The sequence below is a fragment of the Nocardioides sp. BP30 genome, from assembly GCF_029873215.1.
Classification (GTDB): domain Bacteria; phylum Actinomycetota; class Actinomycetes; order Propionibacteriales; family Nocardioidaceae; genus Nocardioides.
In genome coordinates this window covers 982,591-994,779 of sequence record NZ_CP123620.1, presented here as the reverse complement: position 1 = coordinate 994,779, position 12,189 = coordinate 982,591, and the positions used below count along the sequence as shown (strand labels likewise).

The 12,189-nt window shown below is 71.4% G+C and carries 14 protein-coding genes; 9 read left to right on the top strand and 5 right to left on the bottom strand.

Annotated elements, in window-relative coordinates; genetic code table 11:
* The first annotated feature begins 5 nt into the window (after positions 1–5).
* Positions 6–503 (top strand): 2-C-methyl-D-erythritol 2,4-cyclodiphosphate synthase, encoded by a 498-nt coding sequence (gene ispF / locus P5P86_RS04600; protein WP_280610113.1) that lies wholly within the window; start codon positions 6–8, stop codon positions 501–503.
* Positions 503–2,170 (top strand): glycoside hydrolase family 13 protein, encoded by a 1,668-nt coding sequence (locus P5P86_RS04595; protein ID WP_280610112.1) that lies wholly within the window; start codon positions 503–505, stop codon positions 2,168–2,170. Before ispF ends, P5P86_RS04595 begins: the two co-directional genes overlap by 1 nt.
* Position 2,171: 1 nt before the next feature.
* Here P5P86_RS04595 and nirD read toward each other — a convergent pair whose 3' ends face one another.
* The gene (gene nirD / locus P5P86_RS04590) at positions 2,172–2,531 is read right to left on the bottom strand and encodes a nitrite reductase small subunit NirD (protein ID WP_280610111.1); all 360 of its coding nucleotides are present in this window, start codon (positions 2,529–2,531) and stop codon (positions 2,172–2,174) included.
* A 98-nt stretch (positions 2,532–2,629) separates the two neighbouring features.
* On the opposite strand from nirD, the gene P5P86_RS04585 reads away from it, so the two are divergent.
* Positions 2,630–3,316: an IspD/TarI family cytidylyltransferase gene (locus P5P86_RS04585; protein WP_280610110.1), complete on the top strand. Its 687-nt coding sequence runs from the start codon at positions 2,630–2,632 to the stop codon at positions 3,314–3,316.
* A 53-nt stretch (positions 3,317–3,369) separates the two neighbouring features.
* On the opposite strand, the gene P5P86_RS04580 is transcribed toward P5P86_RS04585, so the two are convergent.
* Together P5P86_RS04580 and P5P86_RS04575 are read right to left on the bottom strand one after the other, a co-directional pair.
* On the bottom strand, positions 3,370–3,888 hold the full coding sequence (locus P5P86_RS04580) for a 2-C-methyl-D-erythritol 4-phosphate cytidylyltransferase (protein ID WP_280610109.1): 519 nt from the start codon (positions 3,886–3,888) through the stop codon (positions 3,370–3,372).
* Positions 3,889–3,920: 32 nt separating this feature from the next.
* Entirely contained in the window at positions 3,921–4,406 is a 486-nt protein-coding gene (locus P5P86_RS04575; protein ID WP_017932955.1) for a CarD family transcriptional regulator, read from the bottom strand.
* A gap of 199 nt (positions 4,407–4,605) precedes the next feature.
* On the opposite strand from P5P86_RS04575, the gene P5P86_RS04570 reads away from it, so the two are divergent.
* The 3 genes from P5P86_RS04570 (at position 4,606) to P5P86_RS04560 (ending at position 7,108) form a co-directional block, all read left to right on the top strand.
* The gene (locus tag P5P86_RS04570) at positions 4,606–5,538 is read left to right on the top strand and encodes a UbiA prenyltransferase family protein (RefSeq protein WP_280610108.1); all 933 of its coding nucleotides are present in this window, start codon (positions 4,606–4,608) and stop codon (positions 5,536–5,538) included.
* Between the two features lie 108 nt (positions 5,539–5,646).
* Complete coding sequence (locus P5P86_RS04565) at positions 5,647–6,360, top strand: hypothetical protein (RefSeq protein ID WP_280610107.1); 714 nt, start codon at positions 5,647–5,649, stop codon at positions 6,358–6,360.
* A 7-nt stretch (positions 6,361–6,367) separates the two neighbouring features.
* Positions 6,368–7,108: a phosphoglyceromutase gene (locus tag P5P86_RS04560; protein WP_280610106.1), complete on the top strand. Its 741-nt coding sequence runs from the start codon at positions 6,368–6,370 to the stop codon at positions 7,106–7,108.
* A gap of 28 nt (positions 7,109–7,136) precedes the next feature.
* Here the strand turns inward: P5P86_RS04560 and phoU are convergent, their stop codons facing one another.
* Positions 7,137–7,787 (bottom strand): phosphate signaling complex protein PhoU, encoded by a 651-nt coding sequence (gene phoU / locus P5P86_RS04555; RefSeq protein ID WP_280610105.1) that lies wholly within the window; start codon positions 7,785–7,787, stop codon positions 7,137–7,139.
* 121 nt (positions 7,788–7,908) lie between these two features.
* Between phoU and P5P86_RS04550 the strand changes: the two genes are divergently transcribed.
* Together P5P86_RS04550 and P5P86_RS04545 are read left to right on the top strand one after the other, a co-directional pair.
* Positions 7,909–9,078 carry a sensor histidine kinase gene (locus P5P86_RS04550; protein WP_280610104.1) on the top strand — a complete coding sequence of 390 codons (1,170 nt, stop codon included), beginning with the start codon at positions 7,909–7,911 and terminating at the stop codon, positions 9,076–9,078.
* A 67-nt stretch (positions 9,079–9,145) separates the two neighbouring features.
* Complete coding sequence (locus P5P86_RS04545; protein WP_280610103.1) at positions 9,146–9,823, top strand: response regulator; 678 nt, start codon at positions 9,146–9,148, stop codon at positions 9,821–9,823.
* An 88-nt stretch (positions 9,824–9,911) separates the two neighbouring features.
* On the opposite strand, the gene fgd is transcribed toward P5P86_RS04545, so the two are convergent.
* The gene (gene fgd / locus P5P86_RS04540) at positions 9,912–10,922 is read right to left on the bottom strand and encodes a glucose-6-phosphate dehydrogenase (coenzyme-F420) (RefSeq protein WP_280610102.1); all 1,011 of its coding nucleotides are present in this window, start codon (positions 10,920–10,922) and stop codon (positions 9,912–9,914) included.
* A 47-nt stretch (positions 10,923–10,969) separates the two neighbouring features.
* Between fgd and P5P86_RS04535 the strand changes: the two genes are divergently transcribed.
* Positions 10,970–12,088: a CaiB/BaiF CoA transferase family protein gene (locus tag P5P86_RS04535; RefSeq protein WP_280610101.1), complete on the top strand. Its 1,119-nt coding sequence runs from the start codon at positions 10,970–10,972 to the stop codon at positions 12,086–12,088.
* The last annotated feature ends 101 nt before the right edge of the window (positions 12,089–12,189 follow it).

The window sequence follows — 12,189 nt, the reverse complement described above, 5'->3', positions numbered from 1 at the left end:
CCGGCATGATCGGAAGCGTGAACCTGCCACGGATCGGCATCGGAACAGACGTCCACCGGCTCGCCCCCGGCGTACCCCTGCACCTGGCCGGACTCGCCTGGCCGGACTCGCCGGTCGGCCTGGAGGGCCACTCCGACGGCGACGTGGCAGCGCACGCCGCCTGCGATGCGCTGCTCTCCGCCGCTGGGCTGGGCGACCTCGGCTCGAACTTCGGTACGGCGGAGCCCGCGTGGGCCGGCGCTGCGGGAGCGACCCTGCTGGGCGAGACCGCCCGGCGGGTCCGCGCCGCCGGCTTCCGGATCGGCAACGTGGCGATCCAGGTGATCGGCAACCAGCCCAAGCTCGGGCCTCGCCGCAGCGAGGCCGAGGAGGCGCTGGGTGTGGCGCTCGGCGCTCCGGTTACCGTCTCGGCGACCACCACCGACGGGCTCGGCCTGACCGGCCGGGGCGAGGGGCTCGCGGCCATCGCCACCGCCCTGATCCTCGCCGAGCAGGAGGCTTGATGAGCAACCAGGACATGGCCGACAGCGACTGGTGGCGGCAGGCGGTGGTCTACCAGGTCTACCCGCGCAGCTTCGCCGACCACGACGGCGACGGCGTCGGCGACCTGCCGGGCATCACCTCCCGCGTCGGCTACCTCAAGGCGCTGGGGATCGACGCGGTCTGGCTCAGCCCGTTCTATCCCTCCGCGCTGGCCGATGGCGGCTACGACGTGGACGACTACCGCGACGTCGACCCGCTGCTCGGCACCCTGGCCGACTTCGATGCGATGGTCACCGCCCTGCACGACGCCGGGATCAAGCTGATCGTCGACATCGTGCCCAACCACACCTCGAACCGCCACCGTTGGTTCCGGGAGGCGCTGGCGTCCGCGCCGGGCTCACCGGCCCGCCAGCGCTACCACTTCCGGGACGGTACCGGCCCCGACGGCAGCGAGCCGCCGAGCGACTGGCCCTCGATGTTCGGCGGCCCGGCCTGGCACCGCGTCCCCGACGGCCAGTGGTACCTCCACCTCTTCGCTCCCGAACAGCCCGACCTGAACTGGGACAACCCCGAGGTCCGCGAGGACTTCGTCACGACGCTGAGGTTCTGGTCCGACCGCGGGGTCGACGGCTTCCGGATCGATGTCGCGCACGCGCTGACCAAGGACATGAGCGACCCGTTGCCCTCGGCGCCCGACCTGACCGAGCAGCAGCAGCCGCTGGTGGGCGACCACCCCATCTGGGACCGTGACGACGCCCAGGAGGTCTTCCGGGAGTGGCGCAAGGTGCTCAACGAGTACGACCCCCCGCGCACGGCCGTCGCCGAGGCCTGGTGCCACCCGAGCCGGCGGGCCCGCTACGCCCGACCGGAGAGCCTGGGCCAGGCGTTCAACTTCGACCTCCTGCAGGCCGACTGGGACCCCGGCATCTTCCGCACCGTGATCACCCGCAACCTGGAGGCCAGCGCCGAGTCCGGCTCCTCCTCGACCTGGGTGCTGTCCAACCACGACGTGGTCCGGCACGCGTCGCGCTACGGCCTACCGGCCGGCCCGGACGGCTGCGGCGTGCCCGCCGAGCTCGGCCAGGACGGGAAGGGCTGGGTGAACACCGACGGTACGACGCCGCAGCTCGACCCCGAACGCGGCCTGCAGCGAGCGCGGGCCGCGTCGCTGCTGCTGCTCGCACTGCCGGGCTCGACGTACCTCTACCAGGGCGAGGAGCTCGGCCTGCACGAGGTCGCCGACCTGCCCGGCGACGTGCTGCAGGACCCGACCTTCGAGCGGTCCGGCCACACCCAGAAGGGCCGTGACGGCGCCCGCGTGCCGATCCCATGGACGCGCGAGGGCTCCTCGTTCGGGTTCGGCAGCGGCGGCGCGCACCTGCCGCAGCCGCGCTGGTTCGCGGCCCTGTCCGTGCAGGCGGAGCAGGACGACCCGGCCTCGACGCTGAGCCTGTACCGAGCCGCGCTCGCCGTACGGGCCCGGTTGCAGGGCGGCGAGTCGCTGGTCTGGGAGGACTCGATCCCGAACCTCCTGCACTTCACCCGGCCCGGCGGTTGGCACTGCCTGACCAACTTCGGTGCGGCGCCGGTCGAGCTGCCCGCCGGCGAGATCATGGTGACCAGCGGGCCGCTGCACCACGGGCTGCTGCCGCAGGACACCACCGCGTGGGTGGTGGCGGCGCACTGAGCTAGGACCTGAGCCGGCGTCCCACGTGGACCATGCCGTCGACGATCTTGACGGCGTAGGCGGGCACGGCCACGTGCGGATCGTCCAGGCAGCGGCCCGTGCGCAGGTCGAAGCCGTGCCGGTGGCTCGGTGAGGCCACGAACGGCACCCCCGCCCGAAGGCCGACGATGCCGCGGGCCAGCATCGACGTGCGCGCGAACGGATCGTGGTTGCCCAGCGCGTAGACGGTGTCGTCGCCGGTGCGGAACAGTGCCATCGCCTGGCCGTGCACGAGCGCTGTCGCGCCGCGCTCGACGTCGAGGTCCTCGAGCCGGCAGACGGCCTGCCACTCGGCGGCGCCCGGAGCCTGTCGCGGTGTCATGGTGCGCTCGACCGTAGGACGGGCAGGTTCACGGATCGTTTCTGGATGTAACAGCCATGAAAACGATTCCTCCCGGGGCCGGCCAGTAGCCTTCGCCCATGCCTGCCGCGATCGTGCTCCTCGCCGCCGGGTCGGGATCCCGGGTCGGTGCGGGGATGAACAAGGTGCTGCTCCCCCTGGGCGGCTCGACGGTCCTGGGCCGATCGCTCGCGACGGCGCTCACCGTGCCCGAGGTGGCTCGCGTCGTGCTGGTCGTGCGGTCCGGTGAGGAGCCGCAGGTCGCCGAGGCGGTGGTGGGCCTGCTGGGCGAGCGCGAGGTGCTCGTCGTGGCCGGCGGGCAGACCCGGCACGCCTCGGAATGGCAGGCCCTGCGGGTGCTGGCCCCCGACATCGAGAGCGGTGCTGTCGACGTGGTCGCCATCCACGACAGCGCCCGCCCCCTCGCCGGCGCGGACCTGTACCACGCCACCATCACTGCCGCGCGCGAGTACGGCGGCGCCATCCCCACCGCCCCGCTGGGACACCTGCTGACCCGTGCCCTGGAGCCGGTCGCGGGCGACGCCGACGGGCACCGCCTGGTCGGCGTGCAGACCCCGCAGTCGTTCCGCGCCCCTGAGCTGCTGGCGGCGTACAGCGCTGCGGCGGCGGACGGGGCCGAGTTCACCGACACCGCCGGCTGCCTCGAGCGCTACGGCCGGATGGCGATCGTCGCCGTACCGTCGACGCGGGGGAACCTGAAGGTGACGTTCCCCGAGGATGTGGCGCTGGCCGAGGCGCTGGGGTAGTCCGGGGCGTCGATCAGGGGCTACCGACCGGTAGGCCTGCCTGGCGCCCCGGACTACCCCAGCGTCAGCGCTTCCAGCACCCGTACGTCGTCGAGGTCTGCGACCCGGCGGCCCTCGGCGGGGGCTTCGAGGGTGTGGATCGGGAACCGGGTGGCGAGCTGTGCGGCGAGCGTGGCGAAGTCACCGCTCGGGAGCTCGTCAAGCCGGGCGACGGCGGAGGCCGGTAGCACGATCGGTGAGGTGACCTCGACCAGCTCCGACCGGTCCAGGGTGTCGCCCACCAGCCCGTCGGCCACGATCTTGACCGTGTCGGTCACCGGGCGGACCGCCACCACGACCACGTCCCGGGCGACGGCCTCCGTCACGCAGCGGGCCACGAAGCTCGCCGGGGTCATCGGGCACAGCGGGTCGTGCAGGACGTAGGGCTGTCCGGCCTCGACGACCGCCTCCCAGGGCAGGGTGAAGTCGACCGGCGTGACACCGGCCTCGCCCAGCGCCCAGACGGCGCAGGCGACCAGTGCCTCACCGTGGATGAGGGCGAACGGCAGGGATCCGCGGTCGGCCTCGACCACGGATCCCAGAGCCTGTGTTGCGTCGTCCTCGATCAGGACGCGAGAACCTCGTCGAGGAGGGCCTCGGCCTTGTCCTCGTTGGTGTGCTCGCACAGAGCCAGCTCCGAGACGAGGATCTGACGTGCCTTGGCCAGCATCCGCTTCTCGCCGGCCGACAGGCCGCGGTCGCGCTCGCGGCGCCACAGGTCGCGCACGACCTCGGCGACCTTCATGACGTCACCGCTGTGCAGCTTCTCGAGGTTGGCCTTGTAGCGACGCGACCAGTTGGTCGGCTCCTCCACGTGCGCGGCGCGGAGCACCTCGAACACGCGGTCGAGACCGTCACGGTCGACGACGTCGCGGACGCCGACGAGGTCGAGGTTGTTGGCCGGAACCCGGACGACCAGATCCTGCTGAGCGATGATCCTCAGCACGAGGTACTGTCGCTCCTCGCCCTTGATGGTCCGCATCTCGATGTCCTCGATGACTGCGGCCCCGTGGTTCGGATAGACGACGGTCTCGCCGACGGTGAAAGTCATATGTCAGGTACCCCTTCCTAGACGGCCAAGTCTATCACGGTCTGAACGTAATGGAATCCGCGTTTGCGCAGGTCAGGGGCACATTCAGGGCTTGACAGAACCAGTCAGGTTGTGGTGCGGCCGGGTTTCGCGGCGCCGGGGACTCGCCCGGGAGAGCGGTTTTCCCTCATCCGCGGGACGGGTTCGGGATACTGCGCGCATGTCGAAGTCGCGTCCACGGCGCCTGCCTTTCACCCGCCCGCGGGGACGTGACGACGCCGCCGGAACCACCGCTGAGACCCCCGCTGAGACCCCCGCTGAGACCGCCGCGGGGACCCCCGCGGGGACCACCGCCGGACCGGCCGCTGAGACCACCGCTGCACCGACCGCTGCCAGCGCAGCCACCGTCACCGTCGACCCCGCCACCGCTGCCGAGCGGCCGCGACGCGTGGGCGACTGGCTCCCGTTCGTGCTGATCCGCGCCGCGCATCCCCGCCAGGCCGTGCTCACCGCCCTGGTGCTGGCCGGTGCTGCGGCCGTCGACGGTCGACCCGGACGCGAGCTCGCCCTCGTCCTCGCCACCGTGCTTGTCGGGCAGACCATCCTCGGCTGGCACAACGACCTCGTCGACGAGAGCGCCGACCGGACCCATGAGCGTTCGGGCAAGCCGATCGCCGACGGCCGGCTCGAGGCGGGCACCGCGTGGTTCGCGCTGTGCTGCGCGGTGCTCCTCGTCGTACCCCTGGCGATCTCCAACGGCGTCAGCGCGGGCCTGTGCTACCTGGCCTCGGTCGCCGTCGGCATGATCGGCAACGTCGTGCTGCGTCGCGGCCCGCTGTCGTTCCTCACCTGGGCCATCGCGTTCGCCCTCTACCCGGCCTTCCTCTCCTACGGCGGCTGGGGCGGCGGCGACCACGGTGCCGCCCCCGAGCCGATCCTGGTAGCGCTCTGCGCACTCCTCGGCATCGGCGTCCACGTGCTGCTGGCCCTGTGGGGGCTGGTGGCCGACAACGCCGACGGCTGGACCTACCTCCCGCTCAAGCTGGGCCTGCGACTCGGCGCGACCAAGCTGCTGATCGGCGCCAGCGTCTACACCGCCGTGGTGGCGGCCGCCCTCGCGTACGCCGCGAGCCGGGTGGGCCTGCGCCAGTAGTGGCCGGCGAGCACCCGCACCCCTCGTCGGCACCGCCGCGGAAGGTGCCGGAACGACGATGACCGGCCTGACCGACACCACCGGGCGGAGGGCCGCTAGCATGTGGCCGTGACGATGATTCCCAGCCGCAAGCTCGCCCTGGCCGCCAGCCTCGTCTGCCTGGCGATCCCGGTGCTGAGCTCCTGCGGATTCGACTACGCCACCGACCGCCCCAACGTGATCGCCAACGGCGGCTACGAGCTGCAGGGGTCGGGCCTGCGCGTGCTCGCCTCGCGGATCGTGGCCGACACCAGCAACCGGGGCGTCTTCATCGCCACCCTCGCGCTCAACGCCACCGCGGACCCGGCCGTCGCCTCGCAGCGCGCTCCGCAGCTGACCGGCCTCGGCACGCGCTCGGACAGCACCTACACGCTGACCGCCGGCACCTTCTCGCCGATCTCCCTGACCTCCACCGGTGCGGTCAACCTCGCTGACCCCAAGGTCGGCGGCATCCCGGTGACCGGTGACTTCAAGGCCGGGTCCATCATCCCCGTCACGCTGCACTTCAGCGACGGGTCCACCGCGACCGTGCAGACGCCGGTGGTGACCCAGTGCCACGAGTACGCGTCGGTCGCGCCGCAGGCCAGCACCGGCGGCCACCACAAGTCGGCGGCCAGCAAGGCGACCGACTCCGCCTCGGCGACCGACTCCGCCTCGGCGACCGACTCGGCGTCGGCGACCGACTCGGCGTCGGCGACCGACTCGGCCAGCGCGGAGCCTTCGGCCGAGGCGACGGCGCCGTACGACTGCTCCTTCCCGTCGCTGCCCGCCGTCGGCGAGTGATCCGGGCATGACCGCCACCCTGATCCTGCTCCGCCACGGCGAGAGCGAGTGGAACGCACTCAACCTCTCCACCGGCTGGGTCGACGTCGCCCTGTCAGCGAAGGGCCGCGAGGAGGCCGCTCACGGCGGCGAGCTGCTGCGCGAGAAGGGGCTGCTGCCCGACATCGTGCACACCTCGCTGCTGCGGCGGGCGATCAGCACCGCCGCGATCGCGCTCGACGTGGCCGACCGGCACTGGATCCCCGTCAAGCGCGACTGGCGACTCAACGAGCGCCACTACGGCGCGCTGCAGGGCAAGAACAAGGCCGAGACCCTGAAGAAGTTCGGCGAGGAGCAGTTCCAGCTCTGGCGTCGTTCGTACGACGTCCCGCCGCCCCCGCTGGCCGACGACGACGAGTACTCCCAGGTCGGCGACCCCCGTTACGCCGGCATCGAGGTGCCCCGCACGGAGTGCCTCAAGGACGTGGTCGAGCGCCTGGTCCCCTACTGGGAGCAGGAGATCGTCCCCGACCTGCGGGCCGGCCGATCGGTGCTCGTCACCGCTCACGGCAACAGCCTGCGGGCGCTGGTCAAGCACCTCGACGGCATCTCGGACACCGACATCGCCGCGCTGAACATCCCCACCGCCCAGCCGCTGGTCTACCGGCTCGACGAGTCGATGCGTCCGACGGTGCCGGGCGGTGAGTACCTCGACCCCGAGGCCGCTGCCGCTGCCGCGCTTGCGGTCGCCAACCAGGGCAAGCAGTAGGTCGACCCGCGGGGCGCCTGCCGACCTCTCAGGAGGTCACCGGCGCCGTACCCGTGACCACGAAGACCACCCGGCCGGCCACCGACACGGCGTGATCGGCGATGCGCTCGTAGTAGCGGCCGAGCAGGGCGAGGTCCACCGCGGCCTCCACCCCGCCCGCCCAGTCCTTGCCGAGGAGCTGGGTGAAGGTGGAGCGGCGCAGGGTGTCCATCTCCTCGTCGTCCTTGCGCACGGCCTCGGCCTGGTCGACGTCTCGCTCGTCGATGATCGCCGCGACCCGGCCGACCATGTCCTCGGCGACCTCCGCCATCCGGCCCATCGTCTCGCGGGCCTGCTCGGGCACGGCCAGGTTGGGCGTGCGGAGCCGGGCGATCTTGGCCACGTGCACCGCCAGGTCGCCCATCCGCTCCAGCTCGCTGACCATCCGCAGCGCGGCGACCACGGTCCGCAGGTCGCCGGCCACCGGCGCCTGGAGGGAGAGCAGCGCGAGCGCCGTGTCCTCGACGCGCTCGCGTGCCCGGTCGATCTCCACGTCGCCGCTGATGACCTGCTCGGCCACGTCGGCGCGGCCCGTGAGCAGTGCCTCGGTGGCGAGCCGGACGGCCGTCTCGACCTGGCGACAGATGTCGGCCAGGTCCGAGAAGATGCTGTCCAGCTGGTCGTGGAAGGCATAACGCATGGGCTGAGCCTACGCAGGATAGATGAAGGTCTGGGGCGGACGGGTGAATCGTGGGTGAACGTTGGTACGGCCAGCGTCCAGATCGCGAATCCTCGGTGAAGCGGAGCCTTACTCTGTAACCGTGGATTCGACGACGCAGGCGTTCCTCGCCGCTCTTCTCGGTGCAGTCGTCGCTGCCTCCGCCGTGATCGCCTGGCACATCAGTGAGACGCAGCAGCGTCACGTCACGATGGTCGAGGAGCCGGTGGTGCCGCCCGAGGTCGCCACGGTGCTCTCGGTCCTGCGCAGCAGCGCCGTGGTGGTCGACGACGACGACACCGTGCTGAAGGCCTCGGCCCCGGCGTACGCGCTGGGCTTGGTGCGGGGCACAGCGCTCCTCTCCGCCGAGTTGGCCGATCTGGTGCACCAGGTGCGCCGCGACGGGCAGATCCGGGAGACCGAGTTGGTGATGAACCGGCCCGGCGTGCCACCGCGACACGTCACCGCCCGGGTCGCCCCGCTGGGCTCCCGCCTGGTGCTGGCGCTGGTGGAGGACCGCACCCGCGAGCGCCGGGTCGAGGCCGTACGACGGGACTTCGTGGCCAACGTCTCGCACGAGCTGAAGACCCCGGTCGGGGCGATCCGGCTGCTCGCCGACGCCGTCGCCGACGCCGCCGACGACCCCGAGGCCATCCGCCGCTTCGCCGGTCGGATGGTGACCGAGAGCGACCGGCTCACCCAGCTGGTGCTCCAGATCATCGAGCTCTCCCGCCTGCAGGGTGACGAGCCGCTGGAGGCTCCCGAGGCCGTCGACGTCGACGAGGTCATCACGACCGCCGTCGACACCAGCGCGATCGACGCCGCCAAGAAGGACATCACGGTCCGCACCGGCGGCAGCAGCGGGCTGCAGGTCTTCGGCAACGAGGAGCAGGTGCTGGCAGCCGTGGCCAATCTGATCTCGAACGCCGTCGCCTACTCCGACCCCGGCGCGAGTGTCTCGGTGACCACCAAGGCCGAGCACGGCTCGGTCGAGATCTCGGTGGTGGACCAGGGCATCGGCATCCCCCAGAACGAGATCGACCGCATCTTCGAGCGGTTCTATCGCGTCGACCCCGCCCGGCACCGGTCCACGGGCGGCACCGGCCTGGGCCTCTCGATCGTCAAGCACGTCGCCGCCACCCACGGCGGTGAGGTGCGGGTGTGGTCGATCGAGGGCCAAGGCTCCACGTTCACCCTCAGCCTGCCGCAGCACCTGTCGAGCAGGTCAGCACCTCTTGTCTCCACCGCATCTACCAAGGAGGAAGGCCCATGAGCACCCCACCGAGTTCTTCACCTCCCCCGCTTCGCTCCCCCGGCGAACAACGCAGCGGGGACCTCGCGTGACCCGGGTACTCGTCGTCGAGGATGAGGAGAGCTACAGCGAAGCGCTCTCCTACATGCTTCGCAAGGAAGGCTTCGAGGTCGCGATCGCGGCCGACGGCGACACGGCGCTGAAGGAGTTCGACCGCAACGGCGCCGACATCGTGCTGCTCGACCTGATGCTGCCCGGCATCTCGGGCACCGAGGTCTGCCGGCAGATCCGCACCACCTCCTCGGTGCCGGTGATCATGGTCAGCGCCAAGGACGACGAGGTCGACAAGGTGGTCGGTCTGGAGCTGGGCGCCGACGACTACGTCACCAAGCCGTACTCCCCGCGCGAGCTGGTCGCGCGCATCCGCGCTGTCCTACGCCGCGGCGCCGAGCCCGACCTGGCTCCCGCGACCCTGGAGGCCGGCCCGGTGCGCATGGACGTGGAGCGCCACGTCGTCACCGTCGGCGGCAACGAGCAGCGCCTGCCACTCAAGGAGTTCGAGCTGCTGGAGATGTTCCTGCGCAACCCCGGCCGGGTGTTGACGCGCGGGCAGCTCATCGACCGGGTGTGGGGCAGCGACTACGTCGGCGACACCAAGACCCTGGACGTCCACGTGAAGCGGCTGCGGGCCAAGCTCGAGCCCGACCCGAGCGAGCCGAAGTTCCTCGTGACGGTGCGCGGGCTGGGCTACAAGCTCGACCTGTGACCGAGGCCGAGAGGTCAGTTTCGGAGGATTGAGTGTCCGGTGAGTCGGACACTCGGCCCTCCGAGACCGACCTCTCGGCGCAGGAGGATCAGCCGAGGTCGCGCAGCGTCGGGACGACCTCGTCGGCGAACGACTTCAGGAAGCCGCCCTGGTCCTCACCCGGCGGGTGGAAGACCAGGTGGTTGAAGCCCTGCTTGACGTACGGGCGGACGCCATCGGCGACCTCCTCGGGCGTGGTGGCGACGATCCAGCGCTTGGCGACCTGCTCGATGGGCAGCTCGTCGGCGAGCCGCTGCATCTCGGAGGGATCGTGCACGCTGTGCTTCTGCTCCGGGGTCAGCGCCAGGGCGCCCCAGAAGCGAGTGTTCTCGAGCGCCTCCTCGCGGGTGTGGGCGTAGGAGAGCTTGACCTCGATCATCTTGTCGATGCCGGCGACATCGCGTCCCGCCGCCTCGGCGCCCTCGGCCAGCGCGCCGAGCAGCGAGGAGTAGAGCTCCTCGCCCTTGCCCGAGGTGCAGATGAACCCGTCGGCGTTGCGGCCGACGCTCTTGGCCATCTGCGGGCCGCCGGCGGCCATGTAGACCGGGATGGGCTGCCCCGGCTTGTCGTAGATCGTGGCGTCCTTGGTGTGGTAGTAGCTACCGTCGAACGTCACCCTGTCCTCGCTCCACAGCCGACGCATCAGCTGGATCGACTCGCGCAGCCGGCCGGAGCGCTCCTTGAACTCGGGCCACTCGCCCTCGTTGGGCACCGAACCCACGGCGATCTCGTTGAGCGCCTCGCCGGACCCGACTCCCAGCGCGATCCTGCCCGGGTAGAGCGAGCCGAGGGTGGCGAACACCTGCGCCAGCACCGCCGGGTTGTAGCGGAACGTGGGGGTGAGCACCGAGGTGCCGAGCAGCACCCGCTCGGTGCGCTCGCCGACCGCCGCCAGCCACGGCAGCGCCTGCGGGGCGTGGCCGCCCTCATGGCGCCACGGCTGGAAGTGGTCGCTGATCCAGACGCTGTCCAGGCCCACCTCCTCGGCCAGGACGGCGTACTCGACGAGATCACGGGGGCCGAACTGCTCGGCCGAGGCCTTGTATCCGATCTTCAGCACGTGGACGACGCTACCGCCCAACACCACACGTCGGCATGATGCGAGCCATGACTGGACCTCTTGCCGGCCTGCGCGTCATCGAGTTCGCAGGGATCGGCCCCGGCCCCTACGCATGCCTCCTGCTGGCCGAGCTCGGCGCGGAGGTGATCCGCGTCGATCGGCCGAAGGCCGGCGGCCTCGACACCGCGGCACTGAATCGCAGCCGGCCCAACATCGCCGTGGACCTGAAGACTCCCGCGGGCCTGGAGGTGGTGCTGCGCCTCATCGACGATGCGGACGTGGTCGTGGAGGGCCTGCGGCCCGGCGTGATGGAGCGGCTCGGGCTGGGGCCCGACGCCTGCCTCGAGCGCAATCCGCGCCTCGTCTACGGCCGGATGACCGGCTGGGGGCAGCGCGGCCCGCTGGCCGAGCGTGCCGGGCACGACATCACCTACGCGGCACTCAGCGGCGCGCTGCACGCCACCGGCTCGGCCGGCAAGCCGCGCAACGCGGTCAACCTGGTCGCCGACTTCGGCGGCGGCACGCTGTTCCTGGTGATGGGCATCCTCGCCGCGATCTTCGAGCGCGGGGTCTCCGGCAGGGGCCAGGTCGTCGACGCCGCGATGGTCGACGGCGCCACCTCGCTGATGACGATGGTCTACGGCATGAAGGCCGACGGCATGTGGCAGGACCGGCGGGAGGCCAACCTCCTCGACGGTGGAGCGCCGTTCTACGACACCTACGAGTGCGCCGACGGCAAGCACGTCGCGGTGGGGGCGCTGGAGCACCAGTTCTTCGCCGAGCTGATGGAGGGCACCGGCCTGGAGTTCGACCAGTTCGACATCGCGCGGTGGCCGCAGATGCGTGCGGCGCTGATCGAGACGTTCAGGTCCAGGACGCGCGACGAGTGGGCGCAGGTCTTCGACCCGACCGACGCCTGCGTGGCACCGGTGCTGTCCCTGGAGGAGGCACCGGCCCATCCCCACAACCTCGCCCGCGGGCTGTTCGCGCCGTACGGGGGCGGGCAGGTGCCGCGCATCGCCCCGGTCTTCTCCCGTACGCCGGCCCTGCCGCCCGGCGAGGTCCATGTCGCCGGGCAGGACACCCGCGCGGTGCTGCGCGCCGCTGGTTTCGCCGAGGCCGAGGTGGAGGCGCTGCTGGAACAGGGGGCTGTCACGCAGGCGTAGGCGGGATGGTTTTGACCCCCAGGGGTCGAAACCGAAGGTTGGGGGGCAAAGCACTGCCCACCAACGTTCGGTTCTGACCCCCAGGGGTCAAACCGTCACAG